Origin of the sequence: Nocardioides massiliensis (assembly GCF_030811215.1) — a bacterium.
Taxonomy (GTDB): Bacteria; Actinomycetota; Actinomycetes; order Propionibacteriales; family Nocardioidaceae; genus Nocardioides_A; species Nocardioides_A massiliensis.
On the sequence record NZ_JAUSQM010000001.1, the window covers coordinates 1,497,573 to 1,516,114 of the forward strand.

Below are 18,542 nucleotides of genomic sequence, written 5' to 3' on the forward strand. Positions count from 1 at the left end.
CGCTCAGCCCAGCAGGCTCGGCACGCGCTCGAAGAGGTCCCGGGTGAATCCCACCATGGTGTGCAGCATCCAGTTGCCGCAGATCAGCAGCGCGATGCCCACGCCGAGGAGCTTCGGCACGAACGCGAGGGTGAACTCCTGGATCTGCGTCATCGACTGGAACAGCGAGATGGTGAATCCGATGACCAGCGACGTCACGAGGATCGGCGCGCTCAGCTTGAGGGCGACGACCATCGTCTGCATCGCCATCTCGATCACCTGGGTGTCGGTCATCCGCCTCCTCCGTAGCTCGACACCAGCGCCCTGATGATCAGGGCCCATCCGTCCACGAGGACGAAGAGCAAGAGCTTGAAGGGCAGCGACACCATGACCGGCGGCATCATCATCATGCCGAGTGCCATCAGCGCGCCGCTGACGACGATGTCGATGACCAGGAACGGCACGAAGATGACGAAGCCGATGATGAAGGCGGCTTTGAGCTCGCTGAGCACGAACGCGGGGATGAGGGTCGTGAGCGGTACGTCGGCGCGGGTCGCGGGCAGCTCGCGGTCGGCGACGCTGGTCAGCAGCCGGAGCTCGTCGTCCCCGGTCTGGTCGAGCATGAAGTCGCGCAGCGGTTCGATGCCGACGTCGAACGCCTGGCTGGCCGTCAGGTCGCCGGCGAGGTAGGGCTGCAACCCCGCGTCGTTGATGGCCGTCAGCACCGGCGCCATGATGAACAGGCTCAAGAACAACGCCAACCCGGCCAGGACCTGGTTGGGCGGGGTCTGCTGCAGCCCTAGTGCGTTGCGCGTCAGGCCGAGCACCACGAGGATCTTGGTGAAGCTCGTGCAGGTCAGCAGGATCGCCGGCAGCAGGGAGAGCAGCGTGAGCCCGATGATCGCGATGACCGGGGTGCCGGGTTCGCCGGTGAGACCATCGAGGTCGACGGTGACCGAGGCCCCTCCCTCGGGGCCACCCGGTCCGACGGGGCCGTCGGGACCCAGCGGCGCGCCGGCCGCGGGCGCGGCCAGCACCGTCGCGAGCACGAGCACCGCGAGGGAGACGAGCACCGCGGTCGCCAGGACCACCAGGGCACGCCTGCCAGGCGTGGCGGGCGTCGTACGCCGCCACAGAGCCGTCGTCGTCATGCGATCGTGGTCATGAGGCGTCGCGCGCCCGGGTCGCAGCGGTGAGGGCCTGACGCCAGGTCTGCACCGAGAGCAACGATCCCGCGAGCGGGCCTCCCGGCTGCGGGGGTACGCCGCCGCGCCCGGCGGGGACGGTGGGGACGGCGATCGGGACGTCCGCCCGATGCTTGCCGGGGGCGACGACGCTCAGGCCCGTGGCCACGGGTGCGTCCGGGCCGCCCACGACGCCCGCCGGCAGGGTCGTGGCGATCTCGTCGGGGTCGAGCTCGGCCAGGACGCTCACCTGCTGCTCGGTGGTGCCGAGGACCAGGACCCGCTCACCGACCGTCACCACGGCGACGGCCGAGGTCCGGGAGAGCGGGCGCCGGTGCAGGATGCGGACCAGGTCGTCCTGGCCGCCACCCATGCGTCGTTGGGTGATCCGGGCGAGGACGAGCAGCAGGCCCACCACGGCCGCCAGCGACACGACGAGACGGAGAGCGAGCTCCCACATGTCAGGCCGTCGCAGCCACGGAGCCGGCGTCGACGATCTCGGTGACCCGCAGCCCGAAGTCCTCGTCGACGACGACGACCTCACCGCGGGCGATCAAGCGACCGTTGACGAGCAGGTCCGCGGGGCTCCCCGCGGCGCGGTCGAGCTCCAGGACGGTGCCCGGTGTGAGCGCGAGCAGGTCGCGCACGCTCATCCGGGTGCGCCCGAGCTCGACGGTGACGTCCATGACCACCCCGTGCAGCAGCTCGATGCCGCGGACCGGGCCTGCCGTCGCCGTAGCCGCCGCAGGGCCCGGCACGGCAGCCGGGAGGACTGTCGGGTCCGGGGTGAACACCGCCGAGACCGGACCCGGGGCGGGCGCGAAGGCGGCGTCGGCGACGAGCAGGGCGGCGGCGACAGCGACGCCGCCCAGCGGCACCACGACGAAGGACTCACCCAGCAGCGCCACCGCGGCGTGCGGGTCGAGCTGACGACCGGCCTCGACCCGGCACCCGAGCGCGCTCCCCGCTGCGTCGAGGGCCGGCTGGACCGCGGCGGCCAGGTCGAGCTGCCCCAGAGGGCTCTCGGACAGGGCGCTCACCAGCTCCTGGCCGACCAGGACGGCGATCTGTCCCCGTGCGCCGCCGTCGAGCGCGGCAGCCACGGCCCCGGCGAAGCCGGCCACGACGTGCGGGGTGCCCGGCTGCGCCGTCCCGGCGCTCAGCGGATCGGCCGAGGGCAGGACGGCGGCCGCGGCCTGCGCGGCGGGGAGGGCGAGCTGCGGGTCGGCGGTGGTCGGGCTCATCGGCGGGTCTCCTGGGACGGGGGCGGAAGAGTGACGACGAGAGCGGCCAGCTTGCGTCCCTGGACGCCGGCGGTGGCGTGGGCCAGCACGCCGTGGCCGTCGGGCTTCTCGACGGTGACCTCGAGGGGGGCGGCGGCGGGGTGGTCGAGCCGGAGGACGTCCCCCACGGCGAGGGTGCTCAACGCACCGGGCTCCAACCGGGTGGGGCGGAACTGCACCGTGACCTCCACCGGCACGTGCGCGAAGGCCGCGTGCAGCTGCTCACCGGCGTGCTTGCGCTGGGCACGCTCGCGCTCGGAGACGGGCGCCGGCGTCGCAGCCGCCTGCAGCTGGGGGAGCAGCGGTGAGAACGGCAGGCAGACGGTGAACGGGTAGGACCGGTCGGTGATGCGCAGGTCGAAGGTGAGCACGACGACGACGTCGCTCGCGCCGGCGACCTGGGCGAACTGCGGGCTGTACTCGACCGCCTTGACGCGGGGCTCGAGCTCGACGGTGCCGCCGAGGGCGTAGCGCATCTCGCCGAGGAGGCGCTGCACGAGGCCGCCGATGACGCTGGCCTCGATCTCGCTGAGCGGGCGCACGGGCTGGTCGCCGGCGCCGTGCCCTCCGAGCATGTGGTCGACGCACACCATCGTCGCCGGCAGCGACAGCTCGAGCACGCCCAGGCCCGGCATCGGGTCGATGGAGAACAACGTCATGTAGGTCGTCGGGGGAAGCCCGTCGACGTACTCGCCGTAGGAGCGTTGCTCGATCGACACGAGCGAGATCTGGGAGACCTTGCGCAGCGACGAGGTGAAGACCGTCGTCGCCTGCCGAGCGAACCCCTCGAAGCCGAGCTGCAGCATCCGGGAGTGCTCGCGGGAGAGCTGGATCGGACGGCGGAAGTCGTAGCCGGAGACGACGCGGGGCTGCCGACGGCGCTGACGGCCGGCGCTGGCGAGCACGGACCCGGTGGCCGCGGCGAGGCCACCGGCCGTGGGCTCGCTCGTCCCCGCGGTCGGGTCGACGGCAGGGGTGGTCACGCCTGGGCTATCGGCGCGGGGCCCGGACCACCTGAGTGCTTGCCCCGCACGCAGCCCGCTAAGCCACACGTTCGGCCGATCAGGGCCGGGACCTTGGTCCCGAGCAGGAGGCTCGGAGGGTGTCGCAGTGGGCTACTGCGTCACGAAGTCGGTGAAGTACGGCTCGATCACCTCACCGTCGTAGAGCTCGTCCAGGCGGACCGCCAGCTGGTCCTTGAGCGCCCGGCGGTTGTCGGCGGAGGCGAGCTCGCTCATCGAGCGTCCGCTGAAGAGGTCGATCACCGCGTCGAGCGCCTTGCTGCCGTCGGTCTCCGGCGCCTCGGCCCTCAGCTGCAGGGCGATGCCGATCTTCAGGTAGTGCCCACCGGCGAGGTTGACCTGGATGGGTTCGAGGGCGACCACCTCCCCGGGCACGGGGGCAGCGTCGGCCGGGAGCGGTGCGGGCCGCAGGAACCAGTACGCCGCACCAGCGACGATGAGCATCGCCACGACGATGCTGATGAGCCGGCGCTTCCCGCTCGGTGCCGGGGGCGGCGCGCCCGGCGGGGCCTCGGCGCGGGGCTTGGTCGGGGGGATGGCCGTGACGGTCACGGTCGGACCTCCTTGTCGGACGGGGGCGTGCGCCGCTCGGGAGACGCGCCGAGGGCGCCGGGGATGTCGAGGTCCGAGACCTCGTCGAGGAGCTGGCGGCTCTCGGCGTCGAGTGCGGAGAGGACGACGACGTCGACCCGCTTGTTGACCCGTTGTGACCGCGGGTGCGAGGGGTCGAGGAGTGGGCGTTCCTTGCCGTGCGCGCTGGCGACCATGCGTTCCTGGGGGACCCTTCCGACCTCGTGCAGGCGCCGCAGGACGGTGATCGCCCGCGCCGAGGAGAGATCCCAGTCGGTGGGGTAGTACTTGGGCCGAACGTCCACCTGGTTGGTGTGCCCGTCGATCTGCAGGGGGTCGCTCAGGTCGCGCAGGATGGGGGCGAGGGTGTCGATGACCCGCGTGCCCCGGGGCGTCAGGGTGGCGAGGTCCGCGGAGAACACCACGTGCTCGGAGACCAGACTGATGGCCAGGCCGCGCTCGTCGACCTGCATCAGCACGTCGTCGGCCAAGCCGGCCCGGCGCAGTGCCGCGGTGATGCGCCGCGCGACGTCGGCCAGCCGCTCGGCCTCCGCGGAGGCTTCGGCGTACCTGCGCTGCTGCTGGCGACCGAGCTCACGCCGGGCGGGGTCGTCGAGCACGTACGCCGCCAGGTCGGGGCGTACGCCGTCCTGCTGGTGCTGCACCTCGGCGGCCGGCACCGGCATCGGCATCACCGCCGACATGACCGCAGGGCCCTGCCCCTGGAGCACCGCCGGCGAGCCACGCATGTCGGCCTGGCTGCCGAAGCCGGCGGCCAGGCTCTCCTTGAGCTCCTCGAACTTCGTCTCGTCGACCTGACTCATGGCGTAGAGCACGATGAACAGCGCCATGAGCACGGTGATCATGTCGGCGTAGGACACCAACCAACGCTCGTGGTTCTCGTGCTCCTCCTCGTGGGGGCCACGACGACGACGGGGTCGAGAGCGCGGCGCCACGTCACGCCGCCACGGTCTCGGCCTGGTCGGCGGGCAGCAACGAGCGCAGCTTCAGGGCGACGATGCGCGGGTTGGAGCCGGCCTGGATGGCTGCCACGCCCTCGATGACCATCTCCATCCGCGCGCACTCGAGCTCGCTGACGCGCTTGAGCTTCGCGGCGATCGGCAGCCAGATGGCGTTCGCCGACAGGACGCCCCACAGGGTGGCCAGGAAGGCCGCAGCGATCATGTGGCCCAGCTCGTCGGGCTTCGCCAGGTTCTCCAGGACGTGCACGAGGCTCATCACGGTGCCGACGATCCCGATGGTGGGGGCGTAGCCGCCCGCGTCGGTGAAGAACTTCGCCGACTGCTTGTCGTCGGCGCGTTTGGCCGCCACCTCGGACTCGAGGATGTCGCGGAGCTCGTCGGGGTCGGTCCCGTCGACGGCGAGGGTGACGCCGCGGACCATGAACGGGTCGTCCAGCTCGCCGATCGCGTCCTCGAGGGAGAGCAGACCCTCCCTGCGGGCCCTGTCAGCGAGTGACACCACCGTGGGGATGACGTCCGAGGCCGGTCGGATCTTCGCGGTGAACGCCCGCTTCAACGCCAGGACCGACGCCTTGAAGTCGCGCAGTGTCCCCCCGGCCAGGCACACGGCGATGGTGCCGCCGAAGACCAGCAGCATCGGGGGGAGCATGAGCAGGCTTGCCGGATGCCCACCCTCGAGGATGTTGGCGGTGACGATGACCAGGAACGCCAGACCGAGACCGATGAGGGTTGCCGGATCCATCGCTCAGCCCTCGCCGTCGAGCCGCGGCCGCGTCGCGGGAAGGACCGCCGCGAGGTGGCGGCCCTCGGGCCCGGGCTGGGACGTGGCGGTGACGGCCGGGGTGACCGCCGGCGTGACGACCGAGCCGGCGCCGGGGTCGGCGGACTGGCTGACCAGCAGGCCGCGGTAGGCGCGGACCGCGGCGACCACCTCGGTGATGGTCTCGAGGACGAGGTACTTCTTGCCGTCGACCAGCGTGATCACGGTGTCGGGCGTGGCGTCCACGCGTTCGATCAGGTCGGAGTTGAGCGCGAACTCCGTCCCGGTGAGACGGGTGAGCATGATCATCGAGGCGCACCATCCTTGTGCTGACTGCCGAGACGACGGGCCGTCCGTGGCCTGTCGGCACCTCTCATCGGCCGGGTCGCCGCCGACCTGAGGGAACGGTGAAAACAACCGCGGGGCCGGCCGTCCCTGGGTGGACGGCCGGCCCCGGCGGCCAGCAGCGCGGAGCGGCGGGACGCTCAGCGCTTGATGTTCACCAGCTCCTCGAGGACTCCATCGGAGGTGGTGATGACTCGGGAGTTCGCCTGGAAACCGCGCTGAGCGAGGATCAGGTTGGTGAACTCGGCCGCGAGGTCGACGTTGGACATCTCCAGAGCGCCGGCGACGAAGGTGCCGTTGCGTCCCTCGCCGGAGACGCCGAGCTGCACCGGCCCGGAGTTGGCGCTGGCGCGGTAGGCCGTCTCGCCGACCTTCTCCAGCCCCATGGGGTTGTTGAAGTCGGCCATCGCCAGCTGTGCCATGGCACGCTGGGTGCCGTCGGAGAACACGCCGCGCAGGACGCCGTCGGAGCCGAAGTTGTAGGACGACAGTGTCACGCCCGGGCCGAGACCGGCGGTGTCGAGGGTGATGTCGACCAACGGGCCGGTGGGGGCGCCGCCGGCGTCGACGGCGTACCCCCGGACGCGCGACCCCTGCGGGGTGACGAGGGTGCCGGACTCGTCGAAGGTGAAGGCGCCGGCGCGGGTGTAGAGCTCCTCGTTGCCCTTGCGCACCACGAAGAAGCCGTCGCCCTGGATCATCAGGTCGGTGGAGCGGCCGGTCGTCTGGGTGGAGCCTTGCAGGAAGTTGGTGCTGACGCTGGCGACCTGGACGCCCAGGCCGACCTGGATGGGGTTGGTGCCGCCGCGATCGTCGCTGCCCGGCGATGCCCCGGTCAGCATCTGGCTCAGGGTGTCCTGGAAGACGGTGGTGCTGGCCTTGAAGCCGGTGGTGTTGGCGTTGGCGATGTTGTTGCCGGTGACGTCGAGCATGGTCTGGTTGACGCGGAGCCCGGAGATGCCGGCGAAGAGTGAACGGAGCATGAGGTGTCCTCTGGGTGAGTGCGGTCGGGTCGGTCGTGCAGGTCAGTCGTCGGCGGGCGTGGCAGCTGCCGTGCCGGCGTCCGGTCCGATGCCGGGCCGGGTGACGGTGTGGAGGGCGGCGAGGGCGACGTCGGTGCCGTCGATCGAGAGCACCGGGCCCTGCGAGCCGAAGGTCACCCCGTCGACGACGCCGGTCGCGGTGGGGGCGGGGCTGCCGTCGTCACCGGCAGGTCCGGTGGCGTAGGTGACGGTCGTGCCGACCAGGCTGCTGGCGCCGAAGGCGAGCTGGGCCTGGACCATCGCGGCGGTCTGCGCAGCGACCTCCTCCATCTTCTCCAGGGAGGTGAACTGCGCGGACTGCGCGAGGAACTGGCTCGAGTCGGTCGGGTTCATCGGGTCCTGGTAGCGCAGCTGCGCCACCAGGAGCTGGAGGAACATGTCCTTGTCCTGCTGGGTCTTCGCCGAGGTCGTGGCACCGAGCCCCCACAGGCTCGGCCCGACCCCTTCGGTCGCGGAGATCGACACCGCTCCTCCTCACACCCGCACGTCGACCCCGGTGAGGGGACGCGTGCCGGATCGGATCGACGGAGCGCCCGCGGTCGGGTGCTCCCTGGAATCGCCGTCCCTGGCGTGCTCCGTGGAGGGCGGAGTGCCACCACGCGTCCGTGCGTGGTGGTGGTCGGGGGTGTCGGCCTCGGCCCGGCCGCGCCCCTGGCCGGCGTCGTCCGCGGTCGAGCCGCCGGACGCGGTGGGCTCGGGCTGGGCGCTCGAGGGCGATCCGGGCAGCTGCTGCACCACGATCTCGGTCGGACCGCTCACGGCTCGCCCGAGCAGACGGTGCAGCTCGGCGCCGTCCGCGCCGAGTGCCGCCTGCGCCTCCGGACCCGCGGCGAGGGTCACCGTGAGGGCCCCGGCGCGCACCGTCAGCGTCACCTGCACCTGCCCCAGGGACGCGGGGTGGAGGGTGAGCGAGATCCGGTGGGTGCCGTCGCCGCGCTGCACGACGCGGGCGACTTCGGCGTCGAGTACCCGCGAGACCTGGTCGGCGACCGAGCCGTTCGTCGCCGGCCCGGCCTCGACCGGAGCCGCACCCGGTGTCGCAGCGGCGTTCAGCGCGGGGAGCGCGATGCCGGCGGGGGCGGGGGCGGCGGACGTCGGCTCACCGGTCGGCGCCATGCGCGCGGTCGGCACGAAGGGTTGTCCGGTGGCCTGCCCGGTGGCCTGTGCCATGGCCGGTCCGGCCGTCTGCTCCGTTCCCGGTGCAGCGACGGTTGCAGCGACGGGTGCACCGAGGGATGCGGCACCCGTGGGGCGGATGCTCGGTGGGTCGGCGGCGATCAGGGCGGTGGGGGCTGCGGTCGTCCCCGGGGACGGCACGGCAGTCGCGGCGAGGGGCGCACCGGGCTCGGGGACCCGGAGCGGTACGCCGTCGGAGGGCGGGGTGGCGGGCGGGGTCGCGGGCATCCCCTGGGGCGTCGCCATGGGCATCTCGGCGACGGTCGTCACGACCACCGTCGCGACCAGGGTCTCCTCCGCGGGCTGCTCGGGGGCCGCCTCCGCCGTCCCCGCGACGGGTGCGGCGGCGGGTGCGGCGGGTGTGGAGGCGGGGCGCGCGGTCACCTCGCCCACCAACGTCGCGAGCAGCGCGGCGAACGCGCCGGGGGCGGTCGGGGAGTCGACGTCACCGGACGTCGCACCCGCATGCGCACCCGCTTCGGTGGGCGGACCTGGAAGCGGTACCACCGGGGAGCCGCCGATCATCGTGCTCCTCATCGCTGCCCCAGGTCGGTCAGGATCCGCTGCACGTACTGCCGGGTCTCCGGATACGGCGGGATCCCGTCGTAGCGCAGCACCGCCCCAGGTCCGGCGTTGTAGGCCGCGAGGGCCAGGTCGACGCGGCCGAACTGGCTCTGCAGGTCCCGCAGCAGACGCGCTGCACCGTCGACGGCCTGGGCTGGGTCGAACGGGTCGCTCACGCCGAGCCCGCGCGCAGTCGCCGGCATGAGCTGCATGAGCCCCTGGGCGCCGGCCGGGCTGACGGCACCGGGGTCGAAGGCGGACTCCTGCTTGGCCACGGCCGCGAGCAGGGCGGGGTCCACGCCGTACGCCGCTCCGGCCCGCGCGAACAGGGAGGCGAACGGGGCCGCCGTGGGCGTGGTCGACGATGCGGCGTCCACCGCTGCGGGACCCAGGGTGCCGGCCGCTACGTCGGGCAGGATCCGTCGGATCGCCACCGGGGTCGCGGAGACCGCGGTCTCGCGGACGGCCAGACCGGGTCGTGGCGCCTCGATCATCCGGCCGTCGCCGACATAGAGCGCCACGTGGTTGACGGGGTGGCCGAAGGCGAGGATGTCGCCGGGGCGGGCGGCGGAGAGGCCGCCCTCGACCGCTCGGCCGGCCTGTGCCTGCTGGTGACTGACCCGGGGCAGGTCGTAGCCGAGGTCGTCGTACACCCGCTGGACCAGGGCGCTGCAGTCGAGTCCGGTCGCGGGGTCGGTGCCACCCCAGACGTAGGGCACCCCGAGGTACTTCTCGGCGGTGCGGACGACCGCCTGCTCGGCGACGACACCGGCCGCGCCGGCGCCACCGACCGGCGCGCCGGCGCTCGACGCAAGGGCAGCTGCGCTCATCGCCGCCGCGAACTGCGTGGCGGTCGCGCCGCCGGTGGGGCGCGCGGGGGCGAGCAGGGCGAACTCGCGCTGGAGCTCGCTGATGCGGGCCTGGACCATGGCGACGCTCATGCCGCACCCCCACTGCTGTGGCGCGAGGAGCGCGCCCGCTCGGTGGCTGCGCGACGACCGCGCAGCCAGCCGCGACCGGCCACGTCGTCGAGCTCGCGCGCCTCTGCGCGAGCCGCCTCGCGGCGGCGCTCCAGGGCTCGGTTGGCGAGCAGGGTCTCGACCGCCCGCAGGCGGCTGTGGTCGGCGGCCCACCGGTCGCGGGCCGCACGCGCCACCACCTCGGCAGCCAGCAGCGACGACCGGGACTCGTGCACGCGGCGGTTGAGCGCGTCGACACCCAGCTGCAGGGCGCGGAAGTCCGCCAACGATCCCCGGGCGACACCGAGGGCCTCGACGCCGGACTCGAGCTGCTCCTCCAGCACGACCAACGCCGAGGTGGTCTCGCGCACCTGTGCGACAGCCTGCTGCAGACCGATGCGGGAGTCCTGCTCGCGCACGGAGCGGACCCGCGCGACGGCACGCAGGCCGCGGTCGTCGAGGTGGGTCATGCCGCGACCTCCGGGACCGAGCCGACCAGCTCGTGCAGCTGGCGCCAGGTCTCCTCGACCGGCACGGTGTCCTCGACGTCCTGGCGCAGGAACTGCTCGATCTGGGACATCAGCGCGAGCGCGGTGTCGGCGTCGGCGTCCGTGCCGGCGACGTAGGCGCCGATCTCGACGAGCTCCCGCACGTCGCGGTGGGCGGCCAGGAGGCGGCGCAACCGTGTGGCGTCGGCACGCTGCTGCGGGGTGGTGACCGCGTTGGTGACGCGGGAGATCGACTCGAGCACGTCGATGCTCGGGAAGTGTCCCGCAGTGGCGAGCGCACGGGTGAGCACGACGTGACCGTCGAGGATCGAGCGCGCGGTGTCGCCGATCGGGTCCTGCAGGTCGTCGCCCTCGACGAGGACCGTGTAGAGCCCCGTGATCGAGCCGGTCGCCGCCGGTCCGGCCCGCTCGAGCAGGCGGGGCATGAGGGCGAACACGCTGGGCGGATAGCCGCGGGTCGCGGGCGGTTCGCCGGCAGACAGGCCGACCTCGCGCTGGGCCATGGCGACGCGCGTGAGGCTGTCCATCATCAGGACGACGTCCTCCCCGGTGTCGCGGAACCATTCCGCGATCCGGGTCGCGACGAACGCGGCACGCAGGCGCTCGACCGGTGGCGCGTCGGAGGTCGCCACCACGACGACCGAGCGCGCCAGCCCGTCCGGTCCGAGGTCGTGCTCGATGAACTCCCGCACCTCACGACCGCGCTCGCCGACCAGGGCGATGACCGACACGGCGGCCTCGGTGCCCCGCGCGACCATCGAGAGCAGCGTGGACTTGCCCACGCCCGAGCCGGCCATGATGCCGAGACGTTGGCCGCGTCCGCAGGGCACGAGGCCGTCGAGGGCGCGCACGCCGAGGCCGACCTGGTGGGTGATCCGCGCGCGGTCCAGGGGCGCAGGAGCCTGGTTGTCGATGCCGACGTGGGGCAGATGGTCGAGGGCCGGGCCCCCGTCGATGGGGCGGCCCAGGCCGTCGAGCACCCGACCGCGCAGCTGCACGCCGACGGGGATCCGTAGCGGCCCGCCGGTGGCGCGCACGGGCATGCCGGTGCGCAACCCGGCGGTCGCCGTGAGGGGGAGGCACACGAGACCGTCCCGGTCCCCGGCCACCACCTCGGCGAGCGCACCACCCGCCGGCGGCTGGCCCCCGGCACCGCCGTACGACGGCAGGACCTCGACCAGGTCGCCCACGCCCGCCTCCACTCCGCGCACCCGCAGCTGCAGGCCGAGCACCTCGCTGACGCGCCCGTGCGTCACGGGCGCGGCGACGGCCCGCGCGGCGCGCACGCGCTCGACGGCGAGCTGGTCGAGTCCCGGGAGGCGCAAGGAGGCGGCGGTGCTCATGCCAGGGCCTCCCGGACGCGGAGCAACGCGGTGCTGAACCGGCCGTCGATGACCTGCTCGTCGGTCTCCAGCACGACCTCGCCGGTGGTGAGCGTCGCGTCGGGGACGACCCGGACGGTCGCCGGCAGGTCGGCCGCATCGGTGGCGGCGGCGTCGGCCGATGCCATCCGGACCCGCACGACGGGCTCGGCGGGCAGCAGCTCGAGGGTTCGTCGTACGGCGTCCGCAGCCCCGACCTCACGGCCGAGCAGCGCCTCGGTGAGCTGGAGCGCGACCTCGACGGCCCGGTCGGCGACCTGGTCGCACACGGCGGCGACCGTGTCGTGCAGGCGCGCGGCGGCGGTCTCGAGCGCGGCCAGCGCAGCGCGGTGCTCCGCGTCGCGGCGCGCGTCCAGGGCGGCCCGCTCGGCGGCGACCTGCTCCGCCAGGTCGGCGGCCTCGGCCTCGGCGTGACGACGGCCCTCGGCCCACCCGACGGCGTACCCCTGGGAGCGCGCAGCGGCGCGCGCCTCGGCGGCGAGGCCGGTCAACAGCTGCTCGGTGACGGCATCGCCGAGGACGCCGGGGTCGCCGAGCCGGGTCCAGGTGCCCGCGCGGAGATCGGGGAGGTCCTCAGTCCACGAACTCGTCATCGTTGCCCCTCCTGACCACGATCTGTCCCTGCTCCTCGAGCTGGCGGATGGTGCGGATGATCGCCTGCTGGGCCTCCTCGACCTGACGCAGCCGGACCGGTCCGAGCAGCTCGACCTCCTCGAGCAGGGTCTCGGCGGCGCGCTGGGAGAGGTTGCGCGTGATCTTGTCGCGGACGGTGTCGGTGACGCCCTTGAGCGCGAGGGTGAGGTCGCTGGTCTCCACCTGACGCAGGACCATCTGCACGGAACGGTCGTCGAGCAGCACGACGTCCTCGAACATGAACATCCGGCTGCGGACCTCGTCGGCCAGCTCGGGGTCGAGTGACTCCAGGCCGGCGACGATCTGCCGCTCGGTGGAGCGGTCGGAGCGGTTGATGATGTTGACCAGCGGGTCCAGCCCACCGACGCGGGACATCTCCGCAGGCTGCAGCATCGAGGAGAGCTTGCGCTCCAGCGTGCTCTCCACGGCGCGCACGATCTCCGGTGAGGTCCGGTCCATCGTCGCGATCCGGTGCGCGACCTCGGCCTGTGTCTCGGGAGGGAGCCCCGACAGCAGGAGGGAGGCCCGGTCCGGGGTCATGTGCGCCATCACCAGCGCGATCACCTGCGGGTGCTCGTCGATGATGAACGAGCGCAGCTGCGCGGGGTCCGCCCGGTGCAGAAACTGGAACGGCAGCTGGACCGCCGCCGCCTTGAGCCGGTCGAGGATCTCGGCGGCGCGTTCGGTGCCGAGGGACTGCTCCAGGAGCTGCTGGGCGTAGGCGAGCCCACCCTGGGAGATGTGCCGACGGGCGATCAGCAGGTCGCGGAACTCGACCATGACGGCGCTCGACTCCTCCGGGTCGACCCGCTCCAGACGGGCGATCTCGGCGGTGATCCGTTCGACGTCGTGGTCCTCCAGCTGCGAGAGCAGCGCCGACGCGCGCTCGCGTCCGAGCTGGATCAGCAGGATGGCGGCCTTGCGCACGCCCTCCGTCGTCGTCGTGGTGAGCAGGTTCGTCATCCGCCCTTCTCCACCAACCAGCCGCGCAGGAGGGCGGCGACGTCGTCGGGCTGACGCTCGACCAGGTCAGCGATCTCGTCGCGGACCTCCTGGCTGAGGTCGTTGTCGGCCTGCTCGAGGGCTGCCAGCGCCGGGCTGGTCTCGACCGCGGTCGCAGCCGAGGCCTGGAGGGCCGCACGCTCCTCGGCATCGCGGCGCAGCTGCTCGACCATGTAGGTGGTGGCGGTCTCGCGGCGCCGGGCGGCACGTCGGGCCTGGATCACCGCGAGGATCACCACGAGTGCGACCAGGACCGCCAGGCCGCCGTTGCGCAGCATCGCCCGGGTCGCAGCGTCGCGCTCTGCCTTCTCGGCCGCGGCGATCTCCGCAGCGGCGGCCTCCTCCGCGGTGCGGTCGAACGGCACCGCGCTGACCTCGACCGTGTCGCCGCGCTCGTCGTCGATGCCGACGCCGGCGGCGATCAGGTCCTGCACCACCTGCGGGTCCGTGCCGTTGAGGGAGCGCGAGTCGAGTGCGACCGCGACGTGCAGCGACCGGACGCTCCCCGGGGCGGCCTCGCGCACCTCCGTGGTGCGGTCCACCGCACGGTCGGTGGTGGCGTTGCGCTTGGTGTATTCGGTCGTCGCGTCGTCGGCAGCCAGGTCGGAGTCCATCTGCCCGTCCGGCCCGACGACACCGGTGCTGCCCGCGTTGGGCGCGACCCCGGAGTACTCCTCGGTCGCGACCGACTCCGACAGCGCCGGTGTGTCGGCGTTGCCGAAGTGGCGGACGGTCTCGGTGGTCGCCTTGTCGAAGCTGAGATCGGCGGTGACCCCGACAGTGGAGTTGCCGGCTCCGACGACCCGGTCGAGCATCGACTGGACCTGGTGCTTGATGCGGTGCTCGAAGTCGCTGACCTGCTGGGTCTGGGTGCTCGCCGCCGCGCCGGCGGAGCCGCCCGGCGCGGCGAGGACCCGTCCGGTGGAGTCGGTGACGCTGATGTTGTCGGTCTTGAGGCCGTCGACGGACGACGAGACCAGGTTGATGATCGCCTGCACCTGCTGCGGCTCGAGCGAGGTGCCGGCCCGCGTACCGACCAGGACCGAGGCGGTCGTCGGGTCCTGCTGGTCGGAGAAGACCTGCTTGGGTGGCATCGCCAGGTGGACCACGGCGCTCTGCACGCCGTCGATCGCCTGGATCGTCCGGGACAGCTCGCCCTCCATCGCCCGCTTGAAGTCGGTCTGCTCCTTGAACTGCGAGGTCGACAGGTCCTGGTTGTCCAGCAGCGAGTAGCCGTTGTCCCCACCGGACGGCAGGCCCTTGCCCGAGAGCGCGATCCGGGTGTCATAGACGGAGCCCTGCGGCACCATCACCGTCGTACCGCCGGCGGTGAGCTCGTAGGGCACGCCCTGCGCGGTGAGCTCGTCGACCACCGCGGAGGCGTCGGCCGGGGCGAGGCCGCTGTAGAGCGGTGCATAGCTGGGCGCTGCGGCCCACCGGAAGATCATCGCGCCCGCCAGCACCAGAGCGGCGGTGCCGAGGATCGCCACCGTCTTCTGTCCGGTCGTGAACTCCTTGAAGGTCGCGGCGAACCGTTCCAGGCCCACCGTCATCCGCGACCTCATCCGACGTGCATCCGCATGATCTCGTGGAACGCCTCGAGGGCCTTGTTGCGGACCGCGACGGTCAGCTGGGTGGCGACCTGGGTCTCGGTCGCAGCGATCGTGTAGTCGTGGATATTGGTCAGGTCACCGGTCGCCGCCTGCACCGCCAGCTGGTCCGTGCGGTCCTGCAGCGACTCGAGGCGGTCGATGTTGTCGAGTACGAGCTCGCCGAACTCCACGCCCGACGCGGCGTCGGCGGCCCCCCTGGCGGTCGTGGTGCCGGTCGTGCCGATCGGGCCCGCGCCACCGATCCCGAGCTGGGGCGGGACGTACGGCGTGAAGCCCTCGATGCCGGAGACGCTCATCACTGCCTCCCGATCTGCAGCGCGCTGGTGTAGACGTCCTGGGCGTTCTTGGTCACCGACACGCTCGCCTGGAAGCCCCGCTGGGCCATGACCAGCTGGCTCATCTGGCTCGGCATGTCGACCTCCGGCAACCGGACGTTGCCGTCGGCGTCGGCCAGCGGGTGGTCGGGCTGGTGCACGACCCGGCCGTCGGGGTCGGAGGTGACGATCCCGGCAACCTCGACACCACCGCCGGGACGCGACCGCGCGACCAGCATCTGCGCCTGGAAGGCGTCCTCTTCGGTGGAGCGGACGGTGTTGACGTTGGCGATGTTGTGGGCGAGCGCGTCCAGCCAGGTCTGGTGGAACCCCAGGCTGGAGCCGGCGACACCGAGCAGGTGGAAGGCGCTCATCACATGGCCCCAGCGGCGGTCTTGACCAACGTGAACCGATCGCTCATCGCCCGGGACAGCATCTGGTACTGGAACACCGACTGCATCGCCGCCATCGTCTCCTTGCGGAGGTCGACGTTGTTGCCGTTGGGACCGACCGGGGTGTTCGTCGCGGTGGCGGCCGCGCCGGTCGTCGCGCCCGGCTGGAGGGAGCCGTCGGCGATCGCGCCGCGCAGGGCGGACTCGAAGTCGACGCTCGTCGCCCGGAAGTGGGGCGTGTCGATGTTGGCGATGTTGTCGGCGATGACGTTCTGCCGCAGCGAGAGCCCGTTCAACGCGTTGTGCAGCGCGGTGGCGACGGCATCGGAGGCAAGCACGGGCATGCACGGACCTTCTTCCTCGTCCTCGTGGTCAGACCACAAGGAACGGCGGTGCCGATCCGTCGGCGAGGTGAGCGCCTCCTGCGCTCGGTGCTCCCTGTCGGCACCCGGCCGGTCCAGTTGAGGAGGGTCCACCGAACCGGGACCAAGGTCCCGTCGAGCTCGTCCGATCGGTCGAGGACCCGGTCTGGCTAGGCCGAGACGTCGACGTAGACCGGGACGTCGGGCGGGGTGTTCTCACGCATCCGGTCGGTGAGCGCCTGGTGCCGCACGGTCGAGGCGAGCCGTGAGGTGAGGGCGTGCGCGACGGCGAGCTGGCGCTCGTGCAGCAGGCGGGCGCGGGGGAGGAGGTCCTCGGGCAGGGGGACGGCGATCGCCGGCGGCGCCCACTCCGCCAGGGGCTGCGGGTCCGCGGAGCGCAGCATCCGCTCGGCCATCCGGACATCCAGCTCGATCCGGTCGAGCTCGGTCTCCCAGATGAGGTGCCAGCTCGACGGCGCGGTCATTCGCTCGACCCGGCTGTCGGACCTGGTCGCGTCGTCGGAGTGGGAGGACGGCTCGGGAGCGGGCGCCATCGGTCTCACGTCGCCTGGGACTGCAGGGCGGCGTCGCGCCAGGCGCTGCACAGGTCGGTGACCATCGCCAGGCAGCTCTCGGTGATGGCCGGGTCCTTGGCGACGTTGGCCTTGATCAGCTGGGTGTGCAGGAAGTCGTAGATGGAGGCGAGAGCCGGCCCGCCGTCCCAGACCTCGGTGCGCAGGCTGGAGCGGAGCTCGATGACGATCTCCTGGGCATGCACGAGCTGGTTGTGCGCTGCCTGCAGATCGCCGGCCTGCTGCGCCTCGAGCCCGCGGCGTACGTCGAGGACGAGCCGCTCGTAGAGCATCACCAGCAGCTTGGCGGGCGAGGCGGTGGCGACGGAGGCGTCGAGATAGGCCGCACGGGCGGCCTGCTGGCCGCCGACTCCGCCGGAGAACCCGGACATGGACTGATACATGTCGCTACCTCAGCTTCGCTGGTTGGTGAGGGAGGAGATCTGGCCGGCCAGCCAGTTCGACTGGCTGTTCATCTGGCTCAGTGCGGTCTCCAGGGCGGTGAACTGGCGGGTCAGGGTCGTACGCCGCATCTCCAGGCGCAGGTCCCACTTCTCGATGGAGTCCTGCATCCGGGTGATCGTCTGGTTGCGGCCGTTGATCGCCTGCGTGACGGTGCCGTCGTGGCGGTCGCTCGCGGACCTCGCGACGCCCTCGACGCGAGCGAGGAACCCCGTGGTCGGTGCTGTGAAGGCTTCGGTCACGGCGGCCGGGTCCTCGGCGTACGCCGTGGCGAACGCGTCGGCGTCGAAGACCAGCCGACCGGTGCGGTCGGTCTGGACGCCGAGATCCGCCATCGAGGTGCCGTCGGCCGGGAAGACGGTGTCGAGCAGGTTCTGGCGGATCCCGCGGACCAGCGAGTCACCCGACAGGGCCCCTGCTCGCGTGCCGCTCCCTGTGGCTGCGTCGATGTCGGCGAGCACGCCGTTGAGCTGGGCGACGAAGGACTGGACGCGTCCGGCGAGGCCCGAGCTGTCGACGCGCACGTCGACGGTGGCCGTCGTGCCGGCGACCGCGTCGGCGCCGAGCGTGACGCTGACGCCGGGTGCGAGGTCGGCGAAGGTGTTGCTCGCCGAGGTCACGGTGATGCCGGTGCCGAGGTCGATGCGCGCATCGGTGCCGGCGCGGACGGTCGCGCCGCCGAGCAGGGTGCTGCCGTCGCCGGCAGTCAGGGTGAAGTCCTGGGCGGCGCCGGTCGTGGCGGACTCCACGAGGAGTCGGTAGGAGCCCTCGCCGACGCGGACCGCGGTCGCGCGCAGACCCGTCTCGTTGGCGGGGTCGTTGATCGCCGCGACGAGCGAGGACAAGGTGCCGTCGCCAGCGTCGATGGCGACCGGGCCGGTGCCGTCGAGACGGTCGAGCAGCACGGTGGTGCCGCTCCCGGTCACGACGTCGCCGAGCGCGGCAGCGGTGGCGAAGCCGAGCTGGTGGGTGCGGGCGACATCCTCGACGGTGAGGGCGAAGCCGGCCGGCGCGACGCCGGTCCCGGTGGAGACGGTGACGGCGGCGGAGGAGGAGGTGGCGGCGTACGCACGCCAGCCGTCGGGCTTGGTGAGCTCCTCGGCGCGGCTCGTGAGCTGGGCCAGCTTGGTGTTGAGGCCCTGCAGCGTCGTGATGACCGACTGCTCGCTGGTGACGCGGGACTTGAGCTTGGCCTGGGGCACGGCCTCCAGCGCCATGAGCTGGTTGATGATCCCCGCGGTGTCGAGCCCGCTTGCCACGCCGCTGATGCTGCTGGTGGCCATCGGTCCTCCTCGGGCGAACTGGTGGGACCTCAGGTCCCGGGGTCCGGCGTACGCCGGGGTGACTGCCCGGGCGGGAGCGGATGACCCGCTCCCGCCCAGGTGGTCAGAGGTGCGCTGGGCATGCGGGAGCCGACCGGGTGTGGCGGTCCC

24 protein-coding genes are annotated in these 18,542 nt (G+C 72.5%); all 24 read right to left on the reverse strand.

The window, feature by feature from the left end:
• Positions 1-3: 3 nt before the first annotated feature.
• Positions 4-273, reverse strand: a complete 270-nt coding sequence (gene fliQ, locus J2S59_RS07445; RefSeq protein WP_068117452.1) for a flagellar biosynthesis protein FliQ — start codon at positions 271-273, stop codon at positions 4-6.
• Complete coding sequence (gene fliP / locus J2S59_RS07450; RefSeq protein ID WP_306824971.1) at positions 270-1,130, reverse strand: flagellar type III secretion system pore protein FliP; 861 nt, start codon at positions 1,128-1,130, stop codon at positions 270-272. Before fliP ends, fliQ begins: the two co-directional genes overlap by 4 nt.
• A gap of 10 nt (positions 1,131-1,140) precedes the next feature.
• On the reverse strand, positions 1,141-1,623 hold the full coding sequence (locus J2S59_RS07455) for a FliO/MopB family protein (RefSeq protein WP_068120345.1): 483 nt from the start codon (positions 1,621-1,623) through the stop codon (positions 1,141-1,143).
• Between the two features lies 1 nt (position 1,624).
• Positions 1,625-2,407: a flagellar motor switch protein FliN gene (gene fliN, locus J2S59_RS07460; RefSeq protein ID WP_068120343.1), complete on the reverse strand. Its 783-nt coding sequence runs from the start codon at positions 2,405-2,407 to the stop codon at positions 1,625-1,627.
• On the reverse strand, positions 2,404-3,429 hold the full coding sequence (locus J2S59_RS07465) for a flagellar motor switch protein FliM (protein WP_246360573.1): 1,026 nt from the start codon (positions 3,427-3,429) through the stop codon (positions 2,404-2,406). Before J2S59_RS07465 ends, fliN begins: the two co-directional genes overlap by 4 nt.
• Positions 3,430-3,561: 132 nt before the next feature.
• Positions 3,562-4,020, reverse strand: a complete 459-nt coding sequence (locus J2S59_RS07470; RefSeq protein WP_068124003.1) for a flagellar basal body-associated FliL family protein — start codon at positions 4,018-4,020, stop codon at positions 3,562-3,564.
• Positions 4,017-4,994: a flagellar motor protein MotB gene (locus tag J2S59_RS07475; RefSeq protein WP_181642500.1), complete on the reverse strand. Its 978-nt coding sequence runs from the start codon at positions 4,992-4,994 to the stop codon at positions 4,017-4,019. The genes J2S59_RS07470 and J2S59_RS07475 overlap by 4 nt, the downstream gene beginning before the upstream one ends.
• A gap of 1 nt (position 4,995) precedes the next feature.
• The gene (locus J2S59_RS07480; protein ID WP_068124006.1) at positions 4,996-5,763 is read right to left on the reverse strand and encodes a flagellar motor protein; all 768 of its coding nucleotides are present in this window, start codon (positions 5,761-5,763) and stop codon (positions 4,996-4,998) included.
• Between the two features lie 3 nt (positions 5,764-5,766).
• The gene (locus J2S59_RS07485) at positions 5,767-6,090 is read right to left on the reverse strand and encodes a flagellar FlbD family protein (protein WP_181642501.1); all 324 of its coding nucleotides are present in this window, start codon (positions 6,088-6,090) and stop codon (positions 5,767-5,769) included.
• Between the two features lie 176 nt (positions 6,091-6,266).
• Positions 6,267-7,109 carry a flagellar hook-basal body complex protein gene (locus J2S59_RS07490; RefSeq protein WP_068122259.1) on the reverse strand — a complete coding sequence of 281 codons (843 nt, stop codon included), beginning with the start codon at positions 7,107-7,109 and terminating at the stop codon, positions 6,267-6,269.
• 42 nt (positions 7,110-7,151) lie between these two features.
• Positions 7,152-7,634: a flagellar hook assembly protein FlgD gene (locus J2S59_RS07495; RefSeq protein ID WP_306824972.1), complete on the reverse strand. Its 483-nt coding sequence runs from the start codon at positions 7,632-7,634 to the stop codon at positions 7,152-7,154.
• Between the two features lie 9 nt (positions 7,635-7,643).
• On the reverse strand, positions 7,644-8,882 hold the full coding sequence (locus J2S59_RS07500; protein WP_306824973.1) for a flagellar hook-length control protein FliK: 1,239 nt from the start codon (positions 8,880-8,882) through the stop codon (positions 7,644-7,646).
• Positions 8,879-9,850, reverse strand: a complete 972-nt coding sequence (locus tag J2S59_RS07505) for a transglycosylase SLT domain-containing protein (RefSeq protein WP_306824974.1) — start codon at positions 9,848-9,850, stop codon at positions 8,879-8,881. Before J2S59_RS07505 ends, J2S59_RS07500 begins: the two co-directional genes overlap by 4 nt.
• The gene (locus J2S59_RS07510; protein WP_068119136.1) at positions 9,847-10,338 is read right to left on the reverse strand and encodes a flagellar FliJ family protein; all 492 of its coding nucleotides are present in this window, start codon (positions 10,336-10,338) and stop codon (positions 9,847-9,849) included. The genes J2S59_RS07505 and J2S59_RS07510 overlap by 4 nt, the downstream gene beginning before the upstream one ends.
• Entirely contained in the window at positions 10,335-11,720 is a 1,386-nt protein-coding gene (locus tag J2S59_RS07515) for a FliI/YscN family ATPase (RefSeq protein ID WP_181641707.1), read from the reverse strand. The genes J2S59_RS07510 and J2S59_RS07515 overlap by 4 nt, the downstream gene beginning before the upstream one ends.
• Positions 11,717-12,352 (reverse strand): FliH/SctL family protein, encoded by a 636-nt coding sequence (locus J2S59_RS07520; RefSeq protein ID WP_068119139.1) that lies wholly within the window; start codon positions 12,350-12,352, stop codon positions 11,717-11,719. Before J2S59_RS07520 ends, J2S59_RS07515 begins: the two co-directional genes overlap by 4 nt.
• Positions 12,333-13,355: a flagellar motor switch protein FliG gene (gene fliG / locus J2S59_RS07525; protein ID WP_068119142.1), complete on the reverse strand. Its 1,023-nt coding sequence runs from the start codon at positions 13,353-13,355 to the stop codon at positions 12,333-12,335. The genes J2S59_RS07520 and fliG overlap by 20 nt, the downstream gene beginning before the upstream one ends.
• Positions 13,352-14,947 (reverse strand): flagellar basal-body MS-ring/collar protein FliF, encoded by a 1,596-nt coding sequence (gene fliF / locus J2S59_RS07530; protein WP_306824975.1) that lies wholly within the window; start codon positions 14,945-14,947, stop codon positions 13,352-13,354. Before fliF ends, fliG begins: the two co-directional genes overlap by 4 nt.
• Positions 14,948-14,955: 8 nt before the next feature.
• On the reverse strand, positions 14,956-15,303 hold the full coding sequence (fliE, locus tag J2S59_RS07535; protein ID WP_068117219.1) for a flagellar hook-basal body complex protein FliE: 348 nt from the start codon (positions 15,301-15,303) through the stop codon (positions 14,956-14,958).
• Positions 15,303-15,695, reverse strand: coding sequence for a flagellar basal body rod protein FlgC (locus tag J2S59_RS07540; protein ID WP_068117212.1), 393 nt, complete (start codon positions 15,693-15,695; stop codon positions 15,303-15,305). Before J2S59_RS07540 ends, fliE begins: the two co-directional genes overlap by 1 nt.
• A complete protein-coding gene (gene flgB / locus J2S59_RS07545) occupies positions 15,695-16,057 on the reverse strand; it encodes a flagellar basal body rod protein FlgB (RefSeq protein ID WP_068117214.1) in 363 nt (120 codons plus the stop codon). The genes J2S59_RS07540 and flgB overlap by 1 nt, the downstream gene beginning before the upstream one ends.
• 188 nt (positions 16,058-16,245) lie before the next feature.
• Entirely contained in the window at positions 16,246-16,629 is a 384-nt protein-coding gene (locus tag J2S59_RS07550) for a hypothetical protein (RefSeq protein ID WP_068117216.1), read from the reverse strand.
• A 5-nt stretch (positions 16,630-16,634) separates the two neighbouring features.
• Positions 16,635-17,051: a flagellar export chaperone FliS gene (gene fliS / locus J2S59_RS07555; RefSeq protein ID WP_246360107.1), complete on the reverse strand. Its 417-nt coding sequence runs from the start codon at positions 17,049-17,051 to the stop codon at positions 16,635-16,637.
• Positions 17,052-17,060: 9 nt separating this feature from the next.
• A complete protein-coding gene (gene fliD / locus J2S59_RS07560; protein WP_306824976.1) occupies positions 17,061-18,392 on the reverse strand; it encodes a flagellar filament capping protein FliD in 1,332 nt (443 codons plus the stop codon).
• Between the last annotated feature and the right edge of the window lie 150 nt (positions 18,393-18,542).